Below are 26970 nucleotides of genomic sequence, written 5' to 3' on the forward strand. Positions count from 1 at the left end.
AAAATGTGGACATCCTTTTTCTCCCATTACCCTTGCGGCTGCGACGGCTCGGAAATGTTCGTCAACGCCTGTTCAGCCGCTTCGTTTGATGCGCTGTTCGTCGCAATATCGCCTAGCGCAACGATGCCTTGAAGCTGGTTGTTCTCCACGATCGGCAAACGGCGGACTTGATGTTGAGCCATGACATTCGCGGCTTCCTGTACGCTCATATTCGGCGTACCGGTGACGACTTGATTTGTCATGACTTCCGCCACCTTGACTGTTGACGGGTCTTTTCCTTTGGATGAGACGCGTAATGTAATGTCACGGTCCGTAATCATCCCTTTGACTTGCCCGTTTTCCACAACCGGAAGCGCGCCAATATTTTTTTGGCTCATGATTTGCGCTGCTTCTTGCACTGTTTGGTTCGGCGAAATCGTTGCGACGTTTTTCGTCATAATGTCCTGCACTTTGTTTCCGCTGTTGTTCGTCAATGTGATCCTCCCCTTTCACCGATTAGTATGGCTCGTTTGCCGCCTGATATAGATAGAAAATGTTGTTTTCTTTCCTGCCCTTTGCCGGTTATGAATGGACGCGCCGTTTTCCATTCCCTTATAATGGAGATAACGGAAGCAAAATCATCTGGAACACGATGATAAAAAGGAGAGAATATGGAACGAGAAAAACGTGCGGAGAACTTGCTTTTGGGCGCATGGGCGACAGCGCTGATCGCCACGCTCGGAAGCCTTTATTTTTCCGAGGTGCTTGGGTACATTCCGTGCGACCTATGCTGGTTTCAACGTATTTTTATGTATCCGCAAGTCATCATTTTAGGAATGGCCGTCGTGCGCCAAGACGCGGCGGCGGCGCGTTACAGCTTCGCTCTGTCATTGATCGGCGGGCTCATTTCGCTGTATCATTATGGGCTGCAAAAAATTCCGCTGTTTCAGGAGTATGCCATCAGCTGCGGCCGCATTCCATGCACAGGACAATATATCAACTGGCTTGGGTTTATCACCATTCCATTTTTGGCGCTAACCGCCTTTATGATCATTATGTTGCTAAGTTGGGCCGTCATGCGCCAACAAAGAAAGGGGAGCGAACGTTGAAAAAATTGCTCATATTTGGCGGCATCATTGTCGTCCTGTTCGCTGCGATTGCGTTTATCACGATGTACGAACAAAAAGAAGCCGCAAGCAACAATCCTTACCATAAAAGCGAGCTGAACCCAGCCACCGTCGCCCAACTTGACGACCCGAACTACCGCAACATTATTTTGCCCGCGGAGTTGAAGCGACAGCTGGCCGAGAAAAAGACGCTCACCGTCTACTTTTACAGCCCGACATGCCCGCACTGCCACCGGACAACGCCGATCGTCGTGCCGCTAGCGAAGGAGCTTGGCATCGATTTAAAGCTGTTCAACTTGCTTGAGTTCGAAGACGGATGGGATGCGTACCATATTGAAGCCACCCCGACGATCGTCCATTACGAAAACGGCAAAGAAATCAAACGCATCGAAGGGTATCATGACGAACGAACGTTCCGAAATTGGTTTTCCTCATTGCACATTGAAAAGTAAACAAGGAGCTAAGCTATGCTTAGCTCCTTGTTTTACATCACCCATTGACTCGCCGCAGGCGCATACACGCTGCACGGCCAAAGCCGCCTGCAAGTAAACTGCTTGGCATGAAAAGGAAAAGCAATGCCATGGCGGGCCAAAATCTTTTGATTGCGAACAAACAACCATTCATACTGTTCCAAATCCCCATGCTTTCCGATATGTTCGATGACGGCAATGAGCGATTGCAACGCCGAAATGATTTGGAAAGCCTCTTTCATTGTCCCATTATATGCAACATATTCGTGGTCCAGCGAAAGAATGCCCCATTCCTCAAATTGCCGAATTTGTTCATCATCGAAGTAATACGGGAACACATCGGTATAAAAGTAGTTGAGCAAATACTGCATGTAATGCTCTTGTTCCGGAGTCGCCGCATACATCATTTTCAACGTCCATACCACCTTTTTCTCGCCGCAATGCTTGCGTTCTCCATCACTGAGACGATACTATGAGTGTACCATATCTCAAGCAAGGATAGGCGTAGAAAGTGTTTCCACGACTAAAAGGGAATTGAGAGGGTGACAACCTTTGTGGACAAGAAAAGGCGATTGGCTCGAGTGCACCATTCCTAGTTTTTGGAGCGGCCTGACCATTGAACAATTGCTGAAAGACGTATGGACGGCCTCGAAAAAGCTCGTCCACCGTTGGCGGATGGAACACGGCGTCAAACTGAACGGCCAGGCGGTTCTCTGGAAGACGGTGCTCAACGAACGCGACCGGCTTCAGCTTTACGCATATGAGCCGGAGCCGTCGTTCATCGTTCCAGAATATCGGGAGCTTTCGATTTTATGGGAGGACGACCATCTGCTCGTCTTGAACAAAGAAGCCGGCATCGACATTCATCCGTCCGAACCGGGGCAAACCGGCACGCTCGCCAATGCGGTCGCGTTTCATTTGCAGTCGCAGGCGATTTTGACAAAAGTGCGCCACATTCACCGGCTTGACCGCGACACGTCGGGAGCGATTTTATTTGCCAAACACCCGCTCGCCGGTGCGACGCTCGATCAAATGCTCGCCCACCGTGCCATTAAGCGGACGTACGTCGCTCTTGTTCACGGTCGTTTATCCCCGAAATCAGGAACCATTTCCGCCCCAATCGGCCGCGACCGCCACCATCCAACGCGCCGGCGCGTCTCGAAAACGGGGGCAAAAGCGGTGACACACTATCGCGTCATCAAAACATTCCCGTCAACATCGCTTGTCGAGCTTTCTCTCGAGACCGGACGGACGCACCAAATCCGCGTCCATTTGGCCCATCTCGGCCATCCGCTCGTCGGCGATGTGCTTTATGGCGGCAAACCATTATTTCATCGTCATGCCCTTCACGCCATGAAGCTGATGTTCCGTCATCCATTTACCAATGAAGAGGTCATGTGCCTGGCACCGACCGATGATTTTCCCATTGATCTTTCGCCGTTTTACTCATAGCAAAAAAGGCAGACGCCCCCGTCTGCCTTACAAACGAAGTTCCTCCTCTTCAGCAACGTCTGCCGCCTCTTCCTCTTTGCTCGGCTCTTTTTTTGCCACTTCCAGCGACTTCACATGATGGCCATCCATTTCCTTCACCGTAAACAAGTAGCCATCGATTTCTACACACTCGCCTGGTTTGATATCATAATGCTTCGTTAAAATCCAGCCGCCGATCGTATCGACGTCATCATCGTCAATGTCCAGTCCAAGCAAGTCATTCACTTCGCTGATCAACACTTTGCCATCCAAAATCAATCGATCGTCCATTTTTTGAATCAGCGGCGTTTCATCAATATCAAACTCATCTTGGATTTCGCCAACGATTTCTTCCAAAATGTCCTCGACTGTAACCAGCCCAGACGTGCCGCCGTACTCATCGACCAAAATCGCCATATGAATGCGTTCTTTCTGCATTTTGACCAACAAATCATGGATGGCGATCGATTCAATCACTTGAATGATCGGACGGATATAGTCTTTCATCTGTTTTTCGTTGGACGGGTTGGCAATAAAATCCGTAAACACCTCTTTGACGTTGATGAGTCCAAGCACATGGTCTTTATCGCCGTCAATGACCGGATAGCGCGTATACTTTTCTTCACGAATGATGTCCAAGTTTTCTTTGACGCTTTTGTTGATATCGAGCGCCACAATTTCTTTGCGCGGCACCATAATTTCTTTCGCTATGCGGTCGTCAAACCGGAAAATGTTATTGACATAGCGGTACTCCGACTGATTGATCTCCCCGCTTTTGTAGCTTTCCGATAAAATGAGGCGCAATTCCTCCTCAGAGTGGGCGATTTCATGCTCCGCCACCGGCCTGAGGCCAAACAGGCGCGTCACGAGCCGCGCAGAGTTGTTGAGCGTCCAAATGAACGGATACATGATTTTGTAAAACCAGATGAGCGGCTGAGCCGTAAACAGCGTAATCGCTTCCGCCTTATGAATGGCGAACGTCTTCGGCGCTAATTCACCGACAACGACATGCAAAAAGGTGATGAGCGAAAACGAAATGATAAACGCTAAAAAGTGGGAGACGGATTCCGATAAATGGAGGCGTTCAAACAGCGGCAGCAACATCCGCGCCACCGTCGGCTCCCCAAGCCAGCCAAGGCCAAGCGAGGTGAGCGTAATGCCGAGCTGGTTCGCCGATAAATAGCCGTCCAAATTCGAAATCACTTTTTTCGCCGCGACCGCCCGTCGATTCCCTTCATTGACAAGCTGATCGATGCGCGAGCTGCGCACCTTGACGATCGCAAATTCAGAAGCGACAAAAAAGGCGGTGCAAGCGATGAGAAACGCCACCAACAGCAAACTGGCTATATCCAATTCGTCTCCGAGCGCGGATGAAGCGCCCAGGTTACACCTCCTGCACACAAAAGTTTCCACTGCAGCTGATAGACGATGATGCCGTTGGGCCGCCTTAGGCAGCCCAATACGTTACGATTCCTCATTATTGTTCCCTTGGGTGAAAATGAGCACATATTTCAGCAGTTCAAACACGGCGATCAACGTTGCCGCAACGTACGTCAGCGCCGCTGCGCCAAGCACTTTGTTCACGCCGCGCGCTTCATTTGGGGCGATCAACCCTTCAGCCAGCATAAACCGCTTCGCCCGCGCACTCGCGTTAAACTCCACCGGCAAAGTAATCACTTGAAACGCTACAGCCAGCGAGAAGAACAAAATGCCGAGGCCAAGTAACGAAAACTGGTGGAACAAAAAGCCCGCCAAAAGCAAAAACGGTGCAACGCCGGAAGCAAAGTTCACAACCGGAAACATCCGGTGGCGAAGGACGAGCGCAGCGTAGCCTTGCTGGTGTTGAACGGCATGGCCGACCTCGTGGGCGGCAACGGAAATGGAAGCGATCGAACGCCCATAAAAGACCGGCTCCGACAAACGGACCGTGCGGGAAATCGGGTCGTAATGGTCGGACAATCTCCCTGGCACAACCTCCACCGGCACATGGTGCAGCCCGTGGCGGTCTAAAATCATGCGCGCCACTTCCGCCCCCGTCAACCCCGATGAGGCTGGAACTTCAGACCAGACATTGAAATTGCTCGATACCTTCCATTGCGCCCAAAGCGATATCAGGAAGGCGATAAAAATGAAAATATCCATCGGATGGAATAGCATCGCAGCACCCTCCGTTTTTTCAATGTTCATCAAATGTGTATACTATTATTTATTGTACTTGCTCATCATTTCATACGTCAAACAGCCCGCTTTGGTTTCAAAAAAAACAGCGCCTGCATCAAGGCGCTATTTGGCTAATGGAGACATCAAAAATTGAAATTGTCTGGGTCAGGGCCGACCCGTTTGTTCAAGTTCAACGCATCGATCAGTTTCATTTCTTCGTCGGTCAGCGAGAAATCAAAAATATCAGCGTTTTCCTTGATCCGCGCCGGCGTCACCGATTTCGGGATCGTCACAACACCATGTTGCAAATCCCAGCGCAGCACGACTTGCGCCGGCGTTTTCCCGTACTTGCGCCCGATGTCAACGATCGTCGGCTCGCTTAAAATTTCCCCGCGCATGAGCGGCGACCATGCTTCAAGCTGGATGCCGTTTTCTTGGCAAAACGCGTGCAGCTCTTTTTGCGTCAGGCGCGGGTGATACTCGACTTGGTTGACCATCGGCTTGATTTCACAATCGGCCAGTACATCTTGCAAATGGTGGACATGGAAATTACTTACTCCAATCGCGCGCACATAACCGTCTTTATACAGCTTTTCAAGCGCTCTATACGTTTCTTTGTATTTTCCTTTCACCGGCCAATGAACTAAATACAAGTCCACGTAATCAAAACCGAGCTTTTTTAAACTTCTGTCAAACGCCTTCAGCGTCGTCTCATATCCCTGGTCGGTGTTCCACACTTTCGTCGTCACAAACACTTGCTCACGAGGAATGCCGGATTCGCGGATCGCTTGGCCGACACCTTCTTCGTTTTCATAAAAAGCGGCTGTATCGACATGACGGTAGCCGATCTCAAGCGCGGTGCGCACCGCGCTTCTTACTTCCTCCCCTTCTTTGACTTTATAAACGCCAAGGCCGACCCAAGGCATTTTCACTCCGTTATGCAAGGCGGCGCAATCTTGCAGGCCGTTCATATCATCTCCTCCTCGAGTCTCATTATAGTTTCATTATGGGAAAAGAGGGAAAGAAAAGCAAAATATATGCTCACGAGTGTTGATTATCCATTATTTTACTAAAAACATTGAATCATACGGCTGAACACAAACTTTTCTGCCTTTTCCCTCGAACAAGAACGCTTTGCGGGCAAATGACATTTGCCCGCAAAGCGTTCACGGTTCAAGGAGGGGCGACCCAAAAGGGCAATTCCCCTTAAACAAAGCACAACATATTGCTTATTAATGATTGTTTTATACCTATATATAGTAATAAGAAAGGATGTCCCGATCCCTTTGGGACACCCTCAGTTGGTAAACGGCACGTTTGCTGACAGCGGCAGAAAGGAATAGAGCGATGTCAACAATTTGCAGCGTGCGACACCTTTCCCTCCGCAGTCAGAAACATGCGAACGGAAAAGCTGTCAATTGGACTTGCAGAGCGCTCCTAACTCTTATTTGGCCACACTCATCGAGACACGCTCCACTTCAGCTTCGTTCGGATGAAACTCGTTTTCCATTTTCGAAACGACTACCGTTGCAACAGCGTTGCCAATAATGTTCGTAATCGCCCGCGCTTCCGACATGAAGCGGTCAACACCAAGCAACAAGGCGATCCCTTCGACCGGGATCATCGGGAACGCCGCCAAGGTGGCCGCCAATGTGATAAATCCAGAACCGGTGACCCCTGCAGCCCCTTTCGAGGTGAGCATTAACACTCCGAGCAGCGTCAGCTCTTGCCAAATCGTTAAATCAATGCCGTACGCTTGGGCGATGAAAATGGCTGCCATCGACAAGTAAATCGATGTGCCGTCGAGGTTAAACGAATACCCTGTCGGGACGACAAGACCGACAACCGATTTTGAGCACCCGTATTTTTCTAGACGCTCCATCAACCGCGGCAGCGCTGATTCAGACGAAGACGTGCCCAAAACAAGCAACAGTTCCTCTTTAATATAAGCGAGAAACTTAAAGATGTTGAATCCGTAAAACTTGGCAATCCCGCCAAGCACGACGAAAATGAAGAGCGCCATCGTAATGTAAACAGAACCCATCAATTTGCCGAGCGACACGAGCGAACCGAGGCCGAATGTGCCGATCGTGTACGCCATTGCGCCAAATGCAGCGATTGGCGACACCTTCATGACCATGTTGACAACGCCGAAGAAAATTTCCGCCAACCTCTCAAACAGAGAAATCACCGGTTTGGCTTTTTCGCCAAGTGCAGCAGCCGCTAAGCCGAACAACACGGCGAAGAAGAGCACCGGAAGCAATTGTCCGCTCGCCATCGCGGCGACAACGTTATCCGGGATAATGCTTAGCACGAAATCTACAAACCCGTGGCTCGTTTCTTCCGCCTGCTTCGTGTATTGCGAAATGTCGCCGCCTTTGGCCGCATCCGTATTAAACCCGACCCCTGGTTTCACAAGGTTGACGACGACAATCCCGATCGCCAACGCAAATGTCGTCACAATCTCAAAATAAATGAGCGCTTTGCCGCCGATGCGGCCGACTTTTTTCAAGTCGCCCATATTGCCGATCCCGATCACGACTGTGAAGAAAATGATCGGGGCGATCACCATTTTAATGAGCTTAATAAATCCATCCGCTAATACTTTTAACTTCGCGCCAAATTCCGGAAATACAAATCCGACAATGATCCCTAAAATGATGCCGATGATGACTTGCACCGTCAAGTTTTTCAGCTTTCTCCGCATTTCTCCCACTCCTTTCGATATCTTGACAACGCTTTCAATATCATCATAAAGAAAAATCAGCGAAATCAAAATATTATGGTGATAATGGTCGTTTTGGTCTTTTTGGTCTCAACATTGGCATGGGCGTTTTCCTCGAAACGCTCTCCTTGCAAAGGAGTTTCACGCGTCTATACGTTAATAAGAAAAGGGCGTCCCGTTATTTTTCGGACACCCTCATTCGCACGATTGTTTCACTTCATTCAACAGCTTAGAACCAAACTGCCGCACAAACTCTTCATACAGCGGCTTAAATTTTTGCTCCCATTTCTTTTTTTCCGTTTCCGATAACATGTACAGATGAACCCCGTCCCGCTGCTCAAGCTGCTGGAGCTCCCGTTCGTTTTGCTCTTTCGACTGCTGCAAATTCCAATTCGTCGCTTCCGCCATCGCTTCCGTAATTTTTTGCTGGATGTCTTTCGGCAATCTGTCCCAAAATGACTGATTCATCATGACCACGTATCCGAGATAGCCATGATTGCTGATTGTAATATACGGTTGAAATTTGTAAAACCCTTTCGAGTAAATATTGGAAATCGTATTTTCCTGCCCATCAAACTTATGCTGTTCAAGCTCCTGATAAACGCGATCAAATGAAACAGCAACCGGTTCACCGCCAAGCAAACGAAACTGCCTTTCAATCACTTCGCTCGGCATAATGCGAAAACGCAAGCCGCGAAAATCGTCCGGTTCCATCAGCTGCCGGTTCGTGCCCATCATTTGCTTAAATCCGTTGCTCCAAAACGCCAACCCTTTGATCCCTTTCGCCTCGAGCATCTGAAGCAGCTCGACTCCCACCTTTCCGGTAAACACGCAACGCACATGGTCATCATCGCGGAACAAAAACGGCAAATCGAGCACTTGCCACTCAGGGATCAATTCTGTCACTTTCGAAAATGATGGCGCAATCATTTGCACGTCGCCGCGCAACAGCGCATCAAGCTCTTCCCCATCTGAATAAAGCGAGCCGTTGGGAAACACCTCCACTTTGACGCGCCCGTTTGTCTTTTTCCCAACGAGTTCGGCAAATTTTTGCGCCGCCAGCCCTTTCGGCGTATTCTCCGCTACGACATGGCTGAAATAAATAATGATTTGCTTTTTCAACCCCTTTTGCTCGTCGTCATAGATAAGCGGTTCACGGTTCAGTGAACGGCTCGCTGCCCAGCCGATCAGACCGAGGCCGACAAACAAAAGAATTGTCCATACTTTCCACGTTTTTCTCATTGTTCACACCATTCTTTCATCCATCATCATTGCTAACACGGTACTCCAACGGTATACTGTTTGAAGCAAAAAAGCGGCTCGAGCTCACGGACACGGATTCGGTTTGAGAGCAGCAAACGCCGCGTCTTACGCAGGCTGTCAGAATATTTGTTCCCCCACCGCCATTTTACACCTTTCATTTCTTTCCATTCAAGAAGATTTGGTATAATAAAAAAAACGTTGATTCATTCTCTTCATATGGCTGACCAACGGCCATCACGACTGACAAAAAGGAGTTCCGCCATGAACCAGCTGCCGATTCGCTGGAAAATTACGATTTTAACTTTCACTATCGTCAGCTTTTCTATGTTTCTGAGTGGTGCATTTATCATCAGCGACTTTTTCCATACAAAGGAGGAGGAGCTCAGCCAGCGCGCCTTGCTAACCGCGCGCACCGTCTCCGAGTTGCCTGAAGTCAGGCGCCATATTGTTGGAAACAAACAAAGTCGGGCGCTCATCAATCCAATCGTCGAGCGGGTGCGCGTCATTCACAGCGCCGACTATATCGTCGTTCTTGATATGAACAAAGTGCGTCTCTCCCACCCGCTTCCTGCGATGATCGGCACGATCTCCCGCGGCGCTGATGAAGGGCCGGCGTTTGCCGAACATACGTACACGTCCAAAGCCCGTGGAGAAATCGGAACGGTAGTTCGCGCCTTCGTGCCAATTATGAATAGCGAACACGAACAAATTGGCGTCGTCATCGCCGCCTACCGGCTGCCGACGTTTTTTGAAGCCATTGATTCTTTAAAGGAAGAAGCTGCCGTAGCGGTCGTTTTGTCCCTGCTTGCCGGCGGAATTGGCGCATGGCTGCTCGCCTCCCATATCAAGCGGCAAATGTTTGAGCTGGAACCGCATGAGATCGCCAAGCTGCTGATCGAACGAACCGAAGCGTTTAACGCCATGCACGAAGGCGTCATCGCCATTGACAGCAATGAAAACATTACCATCTTCAACGACCGAGCCAAACAAATGCTCGGGGTCAAAGGGGATGTCATCGGCCGGCCGATCCGCTCCGTCATCCCGGACACACACCTTCCAGAAATCTTGGAAGTAAACAAGCCGATTTACAACAAAGAGCTCCAGCTTGGCAACCTAACGATTTGGAGCAACCGCATCCCGATCAAAGTCAACGGGAAAACGGTCGGCGCCATCGCCATTTTCCAAGACCGAACGGAAGTGAAACGGCTGGCCGAAGAACTGACGGGCGTAAAGGCGTTTGTCCACGCCTTGCGCGTGCAAAACCACGAATACATGAACAAGCTTCATACGATCGCCGGCCTTATTCAGCTCGGCCATATCGAAAAAGCGCTCGAGTACGTGTTCCAAGTTACAGAGGAACAAGCAGAACTGACGCAGTTTTTAAGCCGCAACATCAAGGACGAAAGCATTTCAGGGCTGCTCCTGAGCAAAATCCGCCGAGGCAAAGAGCTCGGCATTCGCGTGACAATCGATCGCCACAGCCGGCTGCACCGCTTTCCGCCGCACCTCGATCATCATGATTTCGTTGTTCTCCTTGGCAATTTAATCGAAAACGCCTTCGATGCCTTTCATGGTGTGACCGACCGAGAGAAAGAAATTTACGTCAGCATTGAACAAAATGAAGACATTTGCTCCCTCTCGGTCGAAGACAACGGCCGAGGCATTGCCCGCGAGCATATCGGCCGCATTTTTGAGGAAGGTTTTTCAACCAAAGGGGAAAACGGACGCGGCATCGGCTTATATTTGGTGAAGCAAATTGTGGAAAAAGGAAACGGACGCATCGACGTTCAATCAGAAGAAGGGAAAGGAACAGTGTTTACGATTACGTTCGACATGTAACAGCACAGACCAAGGTCGAGACGAAGGAGGAAAAACGCATGTACCGCGTGCTGCTCATTGAAGACGACCCGATGGTGCAAGAAGTGAATCGGCAAATGATTGAACAAGTCGATGGCTTCACCGTCATCGGCCTCGCTAGAAACGGTGAAGAAGGGCTCCGCCTCATTGATGAACTTCATCCCGATTTAGCAATGGTTGACATTTACATGCCGCAGCTTGACGGCCTTGAAACAGTAAAACAAATCCGCGCCCGCGGCCATGAAGTCGATATCATCGCCATCACCGCAGCGAGCGACATTGAAACGGTGCGCCGCGTTTTGCAAAACGGCGCCTTCGATTACATCGTGAAACCATTTAAATTTGAACGGCTCAAACAAGCGTTGGAAAACTATCGGGCATTCCGCCGGTCGCTTGCCGAAAAAGAATCGCTCACCCAAGTGGAACTCGATGCCCTAAGGCGGGCGACTGAACAACCAGCCGGACCGTCCTCCGAGCTTCCGAAAGGATTGAACGAGGTGACATTGGAAAAAGTGATCACCTATTTGCGCCAACACCGCTCCCCCGTTTCCGCCGAGGAAGTGGCTGAAGGGGTCGGCATCGCCCGCGTCACCGCCCGCCGCTATTTAGAGTATCTCGAAAAAAATGGGAAAGTGACGCTTGATGTCCAATACGGCGGCGTCGGCCGTCCGGTGAACCGGTATCAGCTGAAGCAAATTTGACACTCCACACGGCTAAAGCCGTGGGATTCTTGGGTCGTTCGCGTCCTCATCCATTTCTAGTTCGGACAACGCCCAAGTTCAGGGATGTGTCATCACCCCGTCCCATCGGGTTAAGATGTACCCCAATGGGCGGCGCACCTGTGACCAGTGCGCTAGGTTAGGCGGCAAGTCCCGAAATCGCTTTGGCGATGTTGATAGCGCCATTCAAGTCGGCGTGGATGGTGTATCCGCATTTTTTACACGTAAAGTGGATGCCATTACGATTTTCCTTTTCCCGATGTCCACATTTACACGTTTGGCTCGTATAAGTCGGATTCACCCACTCGATCCGAATGCCCGCCATTTCGGCTTTGTAGGCAATCATCGTTTGCAATTGATGAAACGCCCAGGAATGAAGACTTCGTCCTGCTTCTTTGGTCGATTTTGCCCCCTTCCGAATCCCCGTCAAATCTTCCATCCGAATCACGCCAACACCGTTGGCGAGGGCAAAACGGACGATTTGACGGCTGATTTTATGGTTCATATCCTTCATCCAGCGGGACTCTTTATCGCCGATTTTGCGAATCATATGGAGCTTCTTCGCTTTTCCGAGTCTCCTTCGCAAAGCCGCGTATCGTCGGCGTATGAAGGCGCATGGATTCCCTTTGAAGAATAAAGATTTGGTTCCAACACTAGCAACAGCGATATATCTTAGCCCTAGATCAATTCCCATTACTTTTGTTTCTTTCCGTTGTTTGACTTCAAACGTGATGGGAATGGCTACGTACCATTTCTTTTTCTTTTTATAGAGTGCAGCGGTTCCTTGTTTGGCAGTCCCGTCTATGATTCGATCAAGCCATGTTTGTTGATCGGGACGCACGACAACGGGTACGCCTATTTTTTTCTCCAATGTTGGAAAAGCAACCGTGTAGAAATCTCCTTTCTTTTCTATTTTTAAGTTTTGATTATTAAAGCAACACCATCTTTTCGTTTTTCCTCGCTCACATATGGATATCCGTTCAACACCCTCGATACAGTGGCCACCGACACTCCCGCCTCTTTCGCCAAATCGCGGATATTCGCCATGTTCCCCACTCCCCTAAAAAAGACTTGCTTTGAAACGCGTTTCATACATTATGTTGATCCTGCCATCTAGTATACATGAGGAGGGAACCACATGCTTTACGGATTTGCTTTACTCTCTCTTCTAGCCGCCGCCGTGTGGGGCGGTGCGCACATCGCCCTTCATGCCAAAGAACAGACAAAAACAAACAAGCCGAAAAAATAGGGAACCCAGTCTGTTTGTTTCCACCGTTTCAATTGGTATAATGAGTGGTATATGGAACGTAAGGAGGAATAAACATGGATCGATACTGGAAGCTGTTATTTTCTCTCGCTGTCGTCTCTGTCTTGCTGACTGGCTGCGGAACGAAAGCGCAGGAACCGGAAACGGCGGCAGCGAGGGAACAACAGACAGCCGACTCAAAAGAAACGTCCGCCGATGTGCAACCGACAAACGAAAATCTTGCTTCTTCTGCCGGCCCATCTGCCGCAGCGGCGGGCGGACAAGCACCCGCGAAAGAAGAAACCGCCGAGCAGACGCCGGCGGGTAAAGAGAAACCTGCCTCTTCGCAACCAACGACTTCTTTGTCCTACCGAACGGGAAATCAAACAGTCACGAAAACAGCGACGCTGCAAACGAGCGACAATCAACATTTTTCCCTCTACGTTTTAGAAGGATGGACGCTTGACGCCGAGGAGCCAAACGCCGACGTCTTGCTCCATGGCGACACCTTTGCCCGCATCCGTCTGCTTTCCGGAGGGGAAACGAACTATGAACAGCTTGCTAAAGAACATGCCCAAGCCGTTGATGCCGACGCCGCCCGCCAGCAAACAGACGAACTGCCTAAACCGTTCACTGATGCGGTTTGGTACACCGCTCAAGCGGACGGCGTCACCGTTCATGTCATCGCCAGCGCCCAACCGACGCCGATGCTATTGACCGTGCACGCTCCAAGCAAGGAAGACGTGCTTGGCGCTGTCCTTGCTATGGCTGCCACATTGCAAAAGCAATAACGCACGGGATGGGGATAGAATCTATATCCGTCAAGTTTGGCTATAAAAATACTTCTCATCATGCCTTATAAAAAAAGTCTGCCTCATTCAGTTATGGGGCAGACTTTCTGTTATCTCTTATTTTTTCTTTTTGCTCTGTTGAGCTTTTTGCTGTTTCTTTAATTCTTCCTGAAGTTTTTGAATGTTCGGCAACCCTTGGATATAGCCAACAGCTCCAGCTTGATTAATTCCATATGTAGCATTGATCGCTTTTTTCACATCCTCAAGTTTGACAGCTGTCGGTGCAAAATTGTCTAATTCGTCCCCCGGATGCTGGAAATTGCTCATAATGTAGCTAAATCCATTTCGGTTATCAACCGCTTGAAGTCCTGTTGCCTCTGCACCAGCGGGAACAGATAAAATGCGGGATAACTTTTTCGTATCCACATTATACGCCCATACAAAATTGTTAATATGTTGGCTACTGTCTTCTCCGATAAACAATGTGCGATAATCCTCAGAAAAGCTTAAGTTATCCGGGCCAGCAATTTTATTCACGTTCGCTTTATTGCCGTAAGCGTCAGGTTGAGCCAAATCTTCACCGACAATGAGGGCTTTCATAGAAGAAGCAACATACTTACTGTTAATCGGCTCACCAGCTGTGCTCTTTTGTCTTGGCTCTAAGCTTAACTCATAAACCGCACCAGCTTTCACTTTCGGTAATTGAATGTGATCCGTTGGGTCTTGATTGTTTTTCTCCATACCTTTGCTAATATCAGAAATCGCTACATACACTTTTTTGTCTTTCGCGTTCACCGCTAAACCTTCCATTTTATTAAACTCGCTTGTTGCCCCCAACATCGCTGCATAACGACGCGTCTCCAAGAATGCCGCAGCTTTTTCCATACCCGGCTTCAATTTCAAATATTCTATTTTGCCATAGTTTGCACCTTGTCCTGAGTATTGCTTAACAGGAGTAAACCCTTCTTTTGGTTCATTCGACACTTCAAAAATATCGCTGAATTTAATGCCTTTATCAATGATCCGTTTAATTTCTTTATCCGTCGCATGCCCGAGTTTAATCCATTCTAAATTGCCGGCCCCGCCGTTTTCTGCACTTGTTTGTATAAACTTCGCCGCATACAATGTGCCAGCTGACAAATCACGCGGCTTATCAGCCACATACATAAACAGCATTGTATATTCGCCATCGTCTCCAAAGTAAGCGGTACGCTCATCCGGCATGACAACCATCAATTCATTAGAACGACGTCCGGTACTATAATGTTTCACAACGCGCGTCATTCCGTCAGAACTGACAAACACTTCAGGAATAAAGCCGTAATAATAAGGGTTTGCTTTTTTCTCATCATCAAAATATAGCTTTGCAAAATCTTTTAAATGAGCTGTTGATTGACTGGGCTTATCTGATGTGTCAAATTCAAATGAACGAGCATCAGGCTCATATTCCTCTGAACCTAAGTGCGTATTCCATGGCGTTAACGAGCCGTTGCACGGCACCCATAAACCGTTTACTGTTGAAAAATCAATTTTATCAACAGTTGCAATCTTTAGCTCTCCTGTTTTCATATTTTGATATAGTTTCGTTAACGTCATCGAAGCAGGTACACGGCGCCATGCCGGATTTCCAGCATTGTCCAAGGAATCATATTCATAATGAGAAACAAGATACAAAGAACCGTCTTTCATTGGACGAAGCAAGCTGTTCGCATCAGGCGCATCAGATACATAATGAACAGGTTTTCCATCTACGGATTTGTCGGTAATTGGGTCACCATAATAATCCGTTGGTGTACCTGCTGAGAACGTCTCGCCATTGGACATTTTAAACCGATCGGTTGTTTTAAAAAGCTGCTTATATGTAAGCGGGAAGTTTTTTGTTTTTCCATCCGTATACTTTACAACAACTGAAGCTGTTGTAAACGGCTTGCTCATTTCTTCAGCGGTAGTTGGTACTCTCGAGCCGCTAAATGAGATCGATTCAATCTTTACTTCTTTTGTTGCAGCTTGAGATGGGTGCAATGCCGGAACCATCATTCCAAGAGCCAAAGCAACGACAATTCCTTTCCTTTTCATCTTTTTCCTCCTTGTAATAAAATAAATATCCTACTTACATTTAACAGGATCATTGTTAAAATATTTTAATAGATTCGTAAATTAAATGTTAATTTATGTAAAAATGGTTCCATTTTCCTTTTAACAAAACTATATAAATGCAATTTAGAACTTTAACGTTTTCGTCTTTTATGGAGTAATCGGTGTTTTCCGACTGTCGGGTGACCGAACAACACCGCTTCCAGACAAATACATTTGTCTGTGAAGCGGTTGGTTGTTCGGTCCTCTGTCACGCGAAGGCGTGACGAAGGCAAGTCACAGACTTGCCTCCGACAGTCGAAAAAATAGGGGGTCTACTTTTTCGTCCGCCATAAGTTAAACCTCCCAGTTGTATTTATCTCACATTTCGCACCCTCCCGACGAAAATCGGGAGGATTTTTTCATCCCGATGTCGAATAGGTCCTTGGTACACAAGGAATGCAAAGGAGTTTCCACACCATGGACGTTCGAATTCGTGCTATTTATGAAAGTTCCTATTTGAATATAATAAGCGCCATCTTCAAGGATCTTGGCCTCCCCCAGCTGATTGACCGGCTAGTTCCGGTGGATCCCCAATGCCAAACCCGAGCCAGCGATGTGGTCTGGCTGCTCATCCTGGATATCTTGAGCGGCCGTCAAGCGCTGGTTCATTTGGAACGATGGGCGCATGAAATCGATTTGCCCAAGCTGATCCGGCCGGGGCTCCAGCCTTCTTGGTTCAATGACGATGCCATCGCCCGCCATCTGGATCGCCTGTATGATGCCAACATCCATCAAGTCATTTCGGCTTGCCTTGTGCAGATCTACAAGGAGGAAGGCATCCCCCTTCGGGTGTTCCATGCCGATACGACCGATGTATCGGTTTACGGCACGTATGAATCGGCCTCGCCGGATACCCTGCATATTGCCCATGGCTACAACCGGCAACACCATTGGCAAAAGCAGATCGGCTTCGGACTGATCGGCAACGAGGATGGCGTTCCTTTTTATGGAGATGTGCACGACGGCAACCTGCCGGACAAAACGTGGAATCCCGAGGTGCTGTCCCGTGTCCATGAGCAGCTGAAGCAAGCGAAGATCGAGGACGAATGGATTTATGTGGCGGATTCCGCCGCGATGACGAAGGACACGCTGGCGCAAACGAAAGCGGCGAACGCCTTTTTGATCACCAGAGGCCCTTCGTCGCTCCGGATCGTGAAAACCGTGCTGGCGCAAGCCGATGCCAGGGACACGACGTGGAGCGATCCATTTTCGCTGGCGGAGAAAAACGGCGCCACGTATCGGGTATGGGAAACGACATCGACGTATGAAGGACATCCGGTTCGGCTGGTCGTCGTCGAATCGAGTGCCCTCGACCAACGGAAAGGAAAGACGCTCGAAAAAGAACGAGCACAAGAAGCGGAGCTTCTTGCGCAGGAACAAGCCCGTTGGGAGCGCCACCCGTTTTCGTGCCGGGAAGACGCCGAACAAGCCTTGGCATCCCTCAAGGCATCCCTTCGTCCCCGGTTCCATCGAGTGGAGGCCGTCGTCGAAGAGATCGTGCGTCCGAAAAAACGGCGCGGACGGCCGAAAAAAGGGGCGGAACCGGAAATGGAGACGCTGTACACGCTTCGCCTGAGCGTGGAATTCGACCAAGACGCGTGGGAACAGGCGAGACGGAAAGCGTCCCGGTTTGTTCTCGTCACGACGGTGCCGGAGGAATGGAAGGACCGACGAATGGACGCGAAAGAGATCTTGAAGCTGTATAAAGGGCAGATCTCGGTGGAAATGAACTTCTCCTTCCTGAAAGATCCGTTCTTTACGGACGAGATTTACGTGAAAAAACCGGAACGAGTGGCGGTGTTGGGCTATTTGTTTCTCCTCGCATTGGCCATTTACCGCGTCTTCCAGCGCCGGGTGCGTCAGTTTATTACGCCGGAGTGCCCGTTAAAGGGCGCAGGAGGCCGCAAGCTGACTCGACCGACCGGGCAGGCGATTTTTCAGTTGTTCTGGTATGTGAAAGTCGTCCTGTTGGAGCTGCCGGATGGGCAAATCCAACGCGCGTTAGGGAAACCGCTCACCTACGAGCAGCGAAGGATTCTGCAAGAGTTGAGAATGGACGAAAGCATTTACGTCTAATCTCATAAGGAACGATGAGCGATGGTAAAAAAAGGATTGCCATCGCTTGTTGTGTTGGCTCAAAAAATATTTTAAAAAAATGAATAAAAAATCCTTTGTTTCTGCACTACTGGGGTGCGAAATGTGAGTTATAAAGCCAAGACTGCAAAGTTTTCACATAATCGTTCCTGTCTCCCCTCCTCAATGTTTGCCCATTCCATAAGTAATTCGTATAGTTCGACGGATAATAGATTCTACCAGTGCCGTCTACAACGTACATCATTTGTCCCCCTTTTAACACTCACATTTTCCAATCTTAATAACAACAAATTATTCCAGGTAAGCATGTCGAATTTTGTCTGGAAATCAAAAAAACCCCTTACACGAAGCAAGGGGCTACACAAACGTTTTCTTTTCTTCTTTTCGGAAAAACGTCTTCATCGCGTGAAAAACGTCTGACTTTTGCTTAAGAATATAATACCGAAACTTTTCATCTTTAATGTTTTTATAAGCAGACATAAGCGTTGAATGGCGGTTGTACTGGTTGACTTCCCCATACCCAAACATGTTCGATACGTTCATCAGCTCTTGAACAAGCTTCACGCAGCGGGCATTGTCGGATGTCAAGTTGTCGCCGTCCGAGAAATGAAACGGATAAATGTTGTAGCGCGACGGAGAATATTTCGTTTCGATCAGTTCAAGCGCTTTTCGATATGCAGACGAGCAAATCGTCCCGCCGCTTTCCCCTTTCGTGAAAAACTCCTCCTCACTGACGACTTTCGCTTCCGTATGATGAGCAATAAAGGCGATCTCAACGGTTTCATATTTTGTGCGCAAAAAGCGGGTCATCCAGAAGAAAAAGCTGCGTGCCATATATTTTTCCCACATGCCCATCGAACCGCTTGTATCCATCATGGCTAAGACAACCGCTTTCGATTCCGGCTTGACGACTTCATTCCATGTTTTAAACTTCAAATCTTCGCGGTAAATCGGATAAAATCCTGGTTTGCCGTTCATGGCATTGCGCTTGAAGGCGGCGAGCATCGTCCGCTTTTTATCGATGTTCCCCATCAATCCGGTGCGGCGGATGTCGTTAAATTCAATATGTTGGGTTACATTTTGATCCAGCTCTTTTCGTTGCAAGTTAGGTAGCTCCAATTGGCTAAAGAACGCTTCCTCAATCTCCATCAGCGACACTTCAGCTTCGTAATAATCTTGGCCCGGCAAATCGCCAGCCCCTTGACCCTTTCCTGGCCCCTGCCCCTCCCCGCTTCCGTCTCGTGCCACCACATCACCGACTTGGCTGTCTCCGTTCCCTTGGCCGACGTGTTTGTTTTTCTCATAATTGTAGCGGATTTTGTATTCATCGAGCGAGCGGATCGGAATTTTAATCACATCGCGCCCGTTGGACATGATAATGCTTTCTTCCGTAATTAAGTCGGGCAAATTGTTTTTGATCGCTTCCTTCACTTTTTCTTGATGGCGCTTTTGGTCATCATATCCTTTGCGGTGGAGGGACCAGTCTTCTTTCGATATAACAAAATTCCCCTTCATGTTTTCCCCTCCTTCGAAAAAATCATTTTCACACTTTTCGCTTTCCCGCATATACTTATGTTGGCGTCATCCAAACGGTCCATCATGATGCCAAGTTGGTTTATTTTATCCTATGCAAAAACGAAAAATAATTGACAAATGAATATGGAAAACAAAACGATGGACAAGCCCGATTGTCGATTTCACACCGCTTTAAGCAGAGACACCGCTCCCCGACCTTTTCGTCTAGAATGCGCTAAAAAGATAAGAAAAAAGCATGCCCCAGCGGCTTGAGGCATGCCTAGCGGTTCAACAAGCTGCCGACGTAGCGGAGCAATTCGTTGGCTGACGTGGAGTTGTACCCGTATTCATCAATGAGGCGGGCGACGACTTCGTTAATTTTTTTCAATTGCTGCTCATCCGGTGTTTTCGTCGACGTTGTAATTTTCACAATATCTTTTAGATCAGCGAACAGTTTTTTCTGGATTGCCTCGCGCAGCCGTTCATGCGAGTTGTAATCAAATCGTTGCCCTTTGCGCGCATAGGCGGAAATGCGGATTAAAATTTCTTCACGAAACGCTTTTTTCGCATTTTCGGAAATGCCGATTTGTTCCTCGATCGAGCGCATTAGTTTTTCATCCGGATTCATTTCCTCGCCAGTGAGCGGATCGCGCAGCTTCGTCTTGTTGCAGTACGCCTCGACGTTGTCCAAATAGTTATCCATCAACGTTTTCGCCGACTCTTCATACGAATAGACGAACGCCTTTTGCACTTCTTGTTTGGCGATTTCGTCATACTCTTTGCGCACAAGCGAAATGAAGTTCAAGTACCGCTCGCGATCTTCCTTCGTGATCGATGGATGCTGATCCAATCCTTCTTTCAACGAACGGAGCACATCAAGCGCATTGATCGACGGCACTCCTTTGCGAATGATGCAGGCGGAAATGCGGTTGATGACATAGCGTGGGTCGATGCCGCTCATCCCTTCGTCCGGATGCTCCTTTTTCAGCTCCTCCACATCGACCTCGCTGAATCCTTCGATCATTTCGCCATCATACAAGCGCATTTTCTTCAATAAATCCACATCCGGCCGCTTCGATTCTTTCAACCGCGTTAAAATGGTAAACATAGCCGCAATCCGCAACGTGTGCGGAGCGATATGCACGTCGGCGACATCGCTTTCGCGGATCATTTTTTCGTAAATACGCTCTTCTTCCGAGACGCGCAAGTTGTATGGAATCGGCATGACGATGATGCGCGAATGGAGCGCCTCGTTCTTTTTGTTGGCAATGAACGACCGATATTCCGTTTCGTTCGTATGAGCGATGATCAATTCATCAGCGCTGATTAAAGCAAACCGTCCCGCCTTGAAATTGCCCTCTTGCGTCAGCGACAGCAAATGCCAAAGAAATTTTTCATCGCATTTTAACATCTCTTGAAATTCCATAATCCCGCGGTTGGCTTTGTTCAGCTCGCCGTCAAACCGATACGCGCGTGGGTCGGACTCCGAGCCGTATTCCGCAATCGTCGAGAAATCGATGCTTCCCGTTAAATCGGCGATGTCTTGCGATTTCGGGTCGGACGGACTGAACGTTCCGATGCCGATGCGGCGGTTCTCGGAGAAGAAAATGCGCTCCACTAGCACGTCTTCAATGCGTCCTCCGTATTCTCTCTCAAGCCGCATCATATTGAGCGGCGACAGCTCGCCTTCAATGCGAATGCCATACTCCTTATAAAAATCGTCACGCAAATGGTGAGGAATGAGGTGAAGGGGGTCTTCATGCATCGGGCAGCCTTTAATGGCATACACCGCACCGCGCTCTGTTTTGGAATACTCTTCAAGCCCGCGCTTTAGCAAAGTCACAAGCGTCGACTTCCCACCGCCAACTGGCCCCATCAGCAGCAAAATCCGTTTCCGCACATCAAGCCGCTTCGCCGCTGGATGGAAATATTCCTCAACAAGCCGCTCAAGCGCTTCCTCGAGCCCGAACAAGTGCTGGCTGAAAAACTTATATCGTTTCCGTCCGTTCACCTCTTCGACCCCAGCATCTTTGATCATATTATAAACGCGCGAATGAGCCGACTGGGCCACCCACGGCTTTTCTTTTAAAATCTTTAAATACTCGGCAAACGTTCCTTCCCATTTCAACTTTTCTTCTTCTTCCCGATACCGGGCGATTTTTTGCAAAATATCCATAAAGGACCTCCTCACCCTTGATGTCTAACAGCAAGATTATTACAATTTATGCGAGGATGTCCCGCATCATTCGCCGCAAAAAAAATTTTGTCTCCGAACAACCGGCCGCAGTCATTCACATGCTTGACCATATTCGTTATAATAAAAGGGAAAATGCCTTGAAGGAGGAACAAACGATGCGCACTTTGCTTGTGCTAGGGGTTATCATTGCGTTTTTGACAGCCATTTTCACCGCTGGCTATGAAGACAAACCAGGCGTCAGACAATAAGACCAAAAAAAACGACCTCCGGTGCGAAGGTCGTTTTTTTGTTTACGACAATCCGTGAAACCGTTGCTGGCGCAACGCTTCATACACTAAAATGGCCGCCGTGTTCGACAAGTTTAACGAGCGCACTTTGTCATTCATCGGAATGCGAAGGCAACGATCCATATTGGCCTCAAGCAGCTCCTTCGGCAGCCCAGTTGTTTCGCGGCCGAACACAAAGAAAATATCCTTTTCCGTATCGCTAAAATCAAACGAATCATAATACCGGCGCCCGAATTTCGTAATGAAATAAAACTCCCCTTCCGGAAAGCGTGCGAATAGCTCGTCAAGCGAGTCATAATACGAAATGTTGACATACGGCCAATAATCAAGCCCGGCGCGCTTTAACATTTTATCATCCGTGGAAAACCCGAGCGGGCGGATCAAATGGAGCGACGTATCGGTTGCTGCGCATGTGCGGGCGATGTTTCCAGTATTGGCTGGGATTTCTGGTTGGTATAACACTACATGAAGCGGCATTTCCTTCACCTCAACAACGTTTATTTGCGATCGATGATGTGAAAAAACTTATAGCGAATGTTCGGCGTATAGGCACTGGAATCCTCATACGACCAATAGCGCATTCGGCTGTTTGTCGTATGGGCGTTCACAAGCGGCATCCCGTTCTGATCTTTCGCCACCACAATCGTTGAGTGGTCGAAGCGTCCGTCCCCTTGAAAATCATAACAGATGACATCACCTGCCATCAATTGCTCCGGCTCCGCCACTTCCACCGCCTGCAAGCCGATGCGCGACCCGCTCAAATACCAACGGAAAGCATGGGCCACAGCCCAGCTGTAACTCCAACTTCCGTTTTGACACCACCATCCCCTCGTCCGGTTCGGATAACCCGTCATCGGCGCCCCGCCCGCATACAAGCATTGGGAGACAAAATTCGTGCAATCGACTGGAAACGACGGAAACGACGGATTGTGCCGATTCCACCACATTTCCGCATACCGCACCGCCCGGGCGCGGTCATATTGGTAAGAAAGACGCTCCCCTGTCCATTGTTCCCGTTCGACGCGCGGCGCCTCCATATAGCCTCCCGTCCGGTTGATCGGTTCATCAGCTACAAGCTCACCGCGAACAAAACAGGCGCATCGCTCCTCAACCTGTTCTTCTATATATAGTGAACCCCTTTGCTGAATTAAAAATTGATGGTGGGCAATATACATAACTTTCGCTTCCCGCTCGATGGTCTGCCTGCCAACAATTTGTCCCCGGATCGTGCAACGGACGATCTCCGCGCCGCGCTTTTGGCAAAGCTGCTGCTTCCTTGCCGCTTCTTCGTTCCGTACGTTGCTTTCCGACACAAACGAACGGGCTCGCTCATCCAACCACGCGCGCAACTGTTTTTTCATGCCGCTTTCCACCACTTTCGTTTTTGTTACTACCTTATGTGGGGAAGCTGCGTTTTTTTCCCTATTCCTTTGCCTCGGACAACAGTTTCAATCCTTTTTCAATCTCAGCGATCACATCCGCATCCGTCTCCGTTTGCCGCGCAGCCTCCAAATAGGGTTTGGCGCTTGGATCCCCGATTTTCCCAAGCGCCCACGCCGCCGTTCCACGGATGACGGGACGGCTGTCCTCTTTCAACAACCGCAATAAATGCGGCACCGCAGTTCGGTCTTTGTAATGAGCGAGCGCCAAAATGCCGTTGCGCTGAATCGGCTTTTTCCCGCGCCATGAGCCCGCCATAGCCCCAAACTTCTCTTTAAATTCACGGTTGCTCATCTGAAGCAGCGGGATGAGCTTCGGCTTTACCGCTTCCGGATCCGGCTCGAATTCTGGATGCAAATGAAAGTCTTTCCCCTTATTTTCTGGGCAGACTTGCTGGCACGTATCGCAGCCGTACAGCCGGTTCCCGATTTTCTCCCGAAACTCATCAGCCAAAAAGCCTTTCGTTTGCGTTAAAAAAGAAAGGCACCGCTGCGCGTTCAGCTGCCCACCTTGCACAAGCGCCCCGGTCGGGCAGGCGTCAATGCATTTCGTGCATGTGCCGCATCGGTTTTCAACGGGTTCATCAGGGGGAAATGGAATATTCGTAATCATTTCTCCCAAATACACATACGATCCAAACTCCGGTGTAATGATGGAGCAGTTCTTGCCGCTCCAACCGATCCCTGCCCGTTCCGCCACAGCCCGATCGGCGAGCTCTCCAGTATCCACCATCCAGCGAACGCGGGCATGGGGCACTTTGGTCAGCAAAAACTCCTCGAGCTGTTGCAAACGTTCCCGCAGTACATCGTGGTAGTCCTTTCCCCATGACGCACGGCAAAAAACGCCGCGCCGTTCCGTCTTTGTCCCTTGCGGCGCATTTTTCATTTTGGACGGATAGGCAAGGGCAATGGCAATAATCGATTTTGCTTCCGGAAGAAGCAATGAAGGATTTGTCCGTTTCTCAATATCTGGTTCCTCAAAACCGGACTGATAGCCGAGCTCCTGCTGGCGGCGCAATCGTTCCTTTAATTCAACAAACGGATCGGCGCTTGCAAAGCCAATTTTATCAATGCCGATTGACCGACTGTACTCAACGACTTCCTGCTTTAATGCCATAACATCCATCGTTTTCCCTCCTTTCATCATATATGGTAAAATGAAACCCGAGGTGATCAAGATGAAATGCGTGATATCGCAACAGCTAAAGCAACGCCTTCCTTCCGGCAAATTCGGCGTCATTCGCTATCATCATATCGAGGTCAGCGATTCACCGCAAATGTTAAGGGGGCGGCTTGAGCTGTTTCAAGAATCTCTTTACATCGAGCTGCAGGAAAAGTCGATTACCGACATTCCCGAGATGGTCGAATGGCGCCGTACTTTCAAACAAATCGGAACGGACCCAAGCCGCTATCGACCATCAAGTGAAAGCCTGTACCGACGCATCCAGAAAAAAAGCTTCATCCCACCTATCCATTCAGCGGCGGACATAAACAACTTTTTTTCACTCTATTATAAAATTCCGCTCGGCATCTATGATCTAGACCGCATCGACGGGACAGTGACGCTCACGATCGGCACGGAACAAGACGAATATATCGCGTTAAACGGCCGCACAGTCAACTTTGCCAACAAGCTCGTCAGCAAAGATGAACGAGGGCCGTTTGGCAGTCCGATCGTCGATTCGGAGCGGACCGCCGTGACGAGAGAAACGAAAAACGCTTTGCAAATCGTTTACTTTCTCCCATCAACGCCAGAAGAAACCGCCAAGCACCAGCTTCAAGCCATCCAAACGATGTTTGTGCAAATTCATGGCGGCGAAGCCGACGCCCAATTGCTCGTTTGATCTTCTCCCCCACTTTTCTGCCGTTGGAAACGGGAGACTCCCTCCCTGCTTGAACGCTCTCCCGTCTACGCTCACGCGTGGAAGTGGGGGTCTTCTCGGTTTAGGGTGAGAAATAAAAAACGCAATGCCTCGTTCTTTAACGAAACGAAACACTGCGTTGTCCCCAACAATCATAACGTAATTTTGCAACTAACGATAAAGATTATAACAGATTTCTACACACATTGCAAGAAAAAACGCAAAAATCGACAAAACAAATTGTACAAAAAGGCACCAGAATCTCTGGTGCCAGCAACCAGTGACCCGTACGGGATTCGAACCCGTGTTACCGCCGTGAAAGGGCGGTGTCTTAACCACTTGACCAACGGGCCATTATGGCGGAGAAGGCGGGATTTGAACCCGCGCGCCGCAAAACTGCGACCTAACGGTTTAGCAAACCGTCCCCTTCAGCCACTTGGGTACTTCTCCGTAACATGGCTCCGCAAGTAGGATTCGAACCTACGACCTACCGGTTAACAGCCGGTTGCTCTACCGCTGAGCTATTGCGGAATGATCATGACAAATTTCATTAGTTATTATAGCGAATCCTCAGACAATATGCAATGAAACATGGTGGGCCTAAGTGGACTTGAACCACCGACCTCACGCTTATCAGGCGTGCGCTCTGACCAGCTGAGCTATAGGCCCATCAAAAGCGGGTGATGGGAATCGAACCCACGACATCAGCTTGGAAGGCTGAGGTTTTACCACTAAACTACACCCGCATATAATTTTGATTGATATCTCCCACGCTTCCCCTGTGCCCCTTCCTCTGCAAGCCTGTTCGAGGAAGCCAGATGCGTCGGGGCAACTCGCAGCAGATTCGATGATGCGAAGGCTCGTGGCTGCGGTTTTACCACTAAACTACACCCGCAAATATATTGAAGAAAAGGGCGACTAGTGGGAATCGAACCCACGCATGCCAGAGCCACAATCTGGTGCGTTAACCACTTCGCCATAGTCGCCTCGTTCTGGTGCCGGCTGCAGGACTTGAACCCGCAACCTACTGATTACAAGTCAGTTGCTCTACCAATTGAGCTAAGCCGGCATGGTTCAAATACATTTACGCGATTCATCGAGAACAAAACATGGCGGAGGAGGAGGGATTCGAACCCCCGCGCGCCTTGCGGCGCCTCTCGGTTTTCAAGACCGACCCCTTCAACCACTTGGGTACTCCTCCAAAAAAGCAACAATAATAATGGTGGACCTTGTAGGACTCGAACCTACGACCGGACGGTTATGAGCCGTCTGCTCTAACCAGCTGAGCTAAAGGTCCGATAATAGTGGCGGTGGAGGGGATCGAACCCCCGACCTCACGGGTATGAACCGTACGCTCTAGCCAGCTGAGCTACACCGCCACATTCAAGTCAAAAGGTGGAGCCTATCGGGATCGAACCGATGACCTCCTGCGTGCAAAGCAGGCGCTCTCCCAGCTGAGCTAAGGCCCCATGATAAATCGGGAAGACAGGATTTGAACCTGCGACCTCACGGACCCGAACCGTGTGCTCTACCAAGCTGAGCTACTTCCCGACCAAACGCGCTCGAGAGGATTCGAACCCCTAACCTTCTGATCCGTAGTCAGATGCTCTATCCAATTGAGCTACGAGCGCAC

Annotated in this window: 21 protein-coding genes, 13 tRNA genes and 2 pseudogenes; 8 read left to right on the forward strand and 28 right to left on the reverse strand. The window is 49.3% G+C overall.

Annotated features, from left to right (window positions below; translation table 11 throughout):
* Window positions 1-26: 26 nt before the first annotated feature.
* Window positions 27-473 carry a CBS domain-containing protein gene (locus tag BJQ97_RS14090; protein WP_066233909.1) on the reverse strand — a complete coding sequence of 149 codons (447 nt, stop codon included), beginning with the start codon at window positions 471-473 and terminating at the stop codon, window positions 27-29.
* A 177-nt stretch (window positions 474-650) separates the two neighbouring features.
* On the opposite strand from BJQ97_RS14090, the gene BJQ97_RS14095 reads away from it, so the two are divergent.
* Together BJQ97_RS14095 and BJQ97_RS14100 are read left to right on the forward strand one after the other, a co-directional pair.
* Window positions 651-1088, forward strand: a complete 438-nt coding sequence (locus BJQ97_RS14095) for a disulfide formation protein C (RefSeq protein ID WP_160157061.1) — start codon at window positions 651-653, stop codon at window positions 1086-1088.
* A complete protein-coding gene (locus tag BJQ97_RS14100) occupies window positions 1085-1558 on the forward strand; it encodes a thioredoxin family protein (protein ID WP_160157062.1) in 474 nt (157 codons plus the stop codon). Before BJQ97_RS14095 ends, BJQ97_RS14100 begins: the two co-directional genes overlap by 4 nt.
* 32 nt (window positions 1559-1590) lie before the next feature.
* On the opposite strand, the gene BJQ97_RS14105 is transcribed toward BJQ97_RS14100, so the two are convergent.
* Window positions 1591-1989, reverse strand: a complete 399-nt coding sequence (locus BJQ97_RS14105; protein ID WP_160157063.1) for a YhcU family protein — start codon at window positions 1987-1989, stop codon at window positions 1591-1593.
* A 139-nt stretch (window positions 1990-2128) separates the two neighbouring features.
* On the opposite strand from BJQ97_RS14105, the gene BJQ97_RS14110 reads away from it, so the two are divergent.
* Window positions 2129-3028, forward strand: coding sequence for an RluA family pseudouridine synthase (locus BJQ97_RS14110; RefSeq protein WP_160157064.1), 900 nt, complete (start codon window positions 2129-2131; stop codon window positions 3026-3028).
* Between the two features lie 27 nt (window positions 3029-3055).
* On the opposite strand, the gene BJQ97_RS14115 is transcribed toward BJQ97_RS14110, so the two are convergent.
* The 5 genes from BJQ97_RS14115 to BJQ97_RS14135 all read right to left on the reverse strand — a co-directional run bounded on the left by BJQ97_RS14115 (window position 3056) and on the right by BJQ97_RS14135 (window position 9173).
* Window positions 3056-4399, reverse strand: a complete 1344-nt coding sequence (locus BJQ97_RS14115; RefSeq protein WP_160157065.1) for a hemolysin family protein — start codon at window positions 4397-4399, stop codon at window positions 3056-3058.
* A gap of 111 nt (window positions 4400-4510) precedes the next feature.
* On the reverse strand, window positions 4511-5203 hold the full coding sequence (locus tag BJQ97_RS14120) for a zinc metallopeptidase (protein WP_066233926.1): 693 nt from the start codon (window positions 5201-5203) through the stop codon (window positions 4511-4513).
* A gap of 146 nt (window positions 5204-5349) precedes the next feature.
* Window positions 5350-6177 (reverse strand): aldo/keto reductase, encoded by an 828-nt coding sequence (locus tag BJQ97_RS14125; protein ID WP_160157066.1) that lies wholly within the window; start codon window positions 6175-6177, stop codon window positions 5350-5352.
* Window positions 6178-6650: 473 nt separating this feature from the next.
* Window positions 6651-7913: a dicarboxylate/amino acid:cation symporter gene (locus BJQ97_RS14130; RefSeq protein ID WP_160157067.1), complete on the reverse strand. Its 1263-nt coding sequence runs from the start codon at window positions 7911-7913 to the stop codon at window positions 6651-6653.
* A gap of 213 nt (window positions 7914-8126) precedes the next feature.
* Window positions 8127-9173 (reverse strand): TRAP transporter substrate-binding protein, encoded by a 1047-nt coding sequence (locus tag BJQ97_RS14135; RefSeq protein ID WP_160157068.1) that lies wholly within the window; start codon window positions 9171-9173, stop codon window positions 8127-8129.
* 282 nt (window positions 9174-9455) lie between these two features.
* On the opposite strand from BJQ97_RS14135, the gene BJQ97_RS14140 reads away from it, so the two are divergent.
* Together BJQ97_RS14140 and BJQ97_RS14145 are read left to right on the forward strand one after the other, a co-directional pair.
* Window positions 9456-11033, forward strand: a complete 1578-nt coding sequence (locus BJQ97_RS14140; protein ID WP_160157069.1) for an ATP-binding protein — start codon at window positions 9456-9458, stop codon at window positions 11031-11033.
* A gap of 38 nt (window positions 11034-11071) precedes the next feature.
* Window positions 11072-11752, forward strand: a complete 681-nt coding sequence (locus tag BJQ97_RS14145) for a response regulator (protein WP_160157070.1) — start codon at window positions 11072-11074, stop codon at window positions 11750-11752.
* A 157-nt stretch (window positions 11753-11909) separates the two neighbouring features.
* On the opposite strand, the pseudogene BJQ97_RS14150 reads toward BJQ97_RS14145, so the two are convergent.
* A pseudogene (locus tag BJQ97_RS14150) lies at window positions 11910-12725 on the reverse strand (RNA-guided endonuclease TnpB family protein); the annotation flags it as partial.
* A pseudogene (locus BJQ97_RS14155) lies at window positions 12692-12817 on the reverse strand (LacI family DNA-binding transcriptional regulator); the annotation flags it as partial. The pseudogenes BJQ97_RS14155 and BJQ97_RS14150, both read right to left, overlap by 34 nt.
* A 276-nt stretch (window positions 12818-13093) precedes the next feature.
* On the opposite strand from BJQ97_RS14155, the gene BJQ97_RS14160 reads away from it, so the two are divergent.
* On the forward strand, window positions 13094-13807 hold the full coding sequence (locus tag BJQ97_RS14160; RefSeq protein ID WP_160157071.1) for a hypothetical protein: 714 nt from the start codon (window positions 13094-13096) through the stop codon (window positions 13805-13807).
* Window positions 13808-13924: 117 nt separating this feature from the next.
* Here BJQ97_RS14160 and BJQ97_RS14165 read toward each other — a convergent pair whose 3' ends face one another.
* On the reverse strand, window positions 13925-15883 hold the full coding sequence (locus BJQ97_RS14165) for a PhoX family protein (protein WP_160157072.1): 1959 nt from the start codon (window positions 15881-15883) through the stop codon (window positions 13925-13927).
* Between the two features lie 477 nt (window positions 15884-16360).
* Here BJQ97_RS14165 and BJQ97_RS14170 point away from each other — a divergent pair, with 477 nt between their 5' ends.
* Window positions 16361-18019 carry an IS1634 family transposase gene (locus BJQ97_RS14170; RefSeq protein WP_160157073.1) on the forward strand — a complete coding sequence of 553 codons (1659 nt, stop codon included), beginning with the start codon at window positions 16361-16363 and terminating at the stop codon, window positions 18017-18019.
* A gap of 375 nt (window positions 18020-18394) precedes the next feature.
* On the opposite strand, the gene yhbH is transcribed toward BJQ97_RS14170, so the two are convergent.
* The 5 genes from yhbH to queG form a co-directional block, all read right to left on the reverse strand.
* Window positions 18395-19552: a sporulation protein YhbH gene (gene yhbH / locus BJQ97_RS14175; RefSeq protein ID WP_160157074.1), complete on the reverse strand. Its 1158-nt coding sequence runs from the start codon at window positions 19550-19552 to the stop codon at window positions 18395-18397.
* A gap of 280 nt (window positions 19553-19832) precedes the next feature.
* Window positions 19833-21728, reverse strand: coding sequence for a PrkA family serine protein kinase (locus tag BJQ97_RS14180; protein WP_160157075.1), 1896 nt, complete (start codon window positions 21726-21728; stop codon window positions 19833-19835).
* Between the two features lie 311 nt (window positions 21729-22039).
* Window positions 22040-22513 (reverse strand): tRNA (uridine(34)/cytosine(34)/5-carboxymethylaminomethyluridine(34)-2'-O)-methyltransferase TrmL, encoded by a 474-nt coding sequence (trmL, locus tag BJQ97_RS14185; protein WP_025950429.1) that lies wholly within the window; start codon window positions 22511-22513, stop codon window positions 22040-22042.
* A gap of 20 nt (window positions 22514-22533) precedes the next feature.
* On the reverse strand, window positions 22534-23397 hold the full coding sequence (locus tag BJQ97_RS14190; protein ID WP_160157076.1) for an amidase domain-containing protein: 864 nt from the start codon (window positions 23395-23397) through the stop codon (window positions 22534-22536).
* 61 nt (window positions 23398-23458) lie between these two features.
* Window positions 23459-24601: a tRNA epoxyqueuosine(34) reductase QueG gene (gene queG, locus BJQ97_RS14195; RefSeq protein ID WP_160157077.1), complete on the reverse strand. Its 1143-nt coding sequence runs from the start codon at window positions 24599-24601 to the stop codon at window positions 23459-23461.
* Between the two features lie 52 nt (window positions 24602-24653).
* Here queG and BJQ97_RS14200 point away from each other — a divergent pair, with 52 nt between their 5' ends.
* On the forward strand, window positions 24654-25319 hold the full coding sequence (locus tag BJQ97_RS14200) for a B3/B4 domain-containing protein (protein ID WP_160157078.1): 666 nt from the start codon (window positions 24654-24656) through the stop codon (window positions 25317-25319).
* Window positions 25320-25618: 299 nt separating this feature from the next.
* On the opposite strand, the gene BJQ97_RS14205 is transcribed toward BJQ97_RS14200, so the two are convergent.
* The 13 genes from BJQ97_RS14205 to BJQ97_RS14265 form a co-directional block, all read right to left on the reverse strand.
* Window positions 25619-25690, reverse strand: a tRNA-Glu gene (locus tag BJQ97_RS14205).
* 4 nt (window positions 25691-25694) lie between these two features.
* A tRNA-Ser gene (locus BJQ97_RS14210) sits at window positions 25695-25787 on the reverse strand.
* Between the two features lie 6 nt (window positions 25788-25793).
* Window positions 25794-25868: transfer RNA gene (locus tag BJQ97_RS14215), tRNA-Asn, on the reverse strand.
* 61 nt (window positions 25869-25929) lie between these two features.
* Window positions 25930-26006: transfer RNA gene (locus tag BJQ97_RS14220), tRNA-Ile, on the reverse strand.
* A 6-nt stretch (window positions 26007-26012) separates the two neighbouring features.
* Window positions 26013-26083 (reverse strand) — tRNA-Gly (locus BJQ97_RS14225).
* Between the two features lie 167 nt (window positions 26084-26250).
* Window positions 26251-26323: transfer RNA gene (locus BJQ97_RS14230), tRNA-His, on the reverse strand.
* A 7-nt stretch (window positions 26324-26330) separates the two neighbouring features.
* A tRNA-Thr gene (locus tag BJQ97_RS14235) sits at window positions 26331-26406 on the reverse strand.
* Between the two features lie 41 nt (window positions 26407-26447).
* Window positions 26448-26538, reverse strand: a tRNA-Ser gene (locus BJQ97_RS14240).
* 19 nt (window positions 26539-26557) lie between these two features.
* Window positions 26558-26634 (reverse strand) — tRNA-Ile (locus BJQ97_RS14245).
* A gap of 8 nt (window positions 26635-26642) precedes the next feature.
* Window positions 26643-26716: transfer RNA gene (locus tag BJQ97_RS14250), tRNA-Met, on the reverse strand.
* 17 nt (window positions 26717-26733) lie between these two features.
* Window positions 26734-26806, reverse strand: a tRNA-Ala gene (locus tag BJQ97_RS14255).
* A gap of 8 nt (window positions 26807-26814) precedes the next feature.
* Window positions 26815-26888 (reverse strand) — tRNA-Pro (locus tag BJQ97_RS14260).
* A 6-nt stretch (window positions 26889-26894) separates the two neighbouring features.
* A tRNA-Arg gene (locus BJQ97_RS14265) sits at window positions 26895-26968 on the reverse strand.
* Between the last annotated feature and the right edge of the window lie 2 nt (window positions 26969-26970).

This window comes from Geobacillus sp. TFV-3, from assembly GCF_009901865.1.
Taxonomy (GTDB): Bacteria; Bacillota; Bacilli; order Bacillales; family Anoxybacillaceae; genus Geobacillus; species Geobacillus thermoleovorans_A.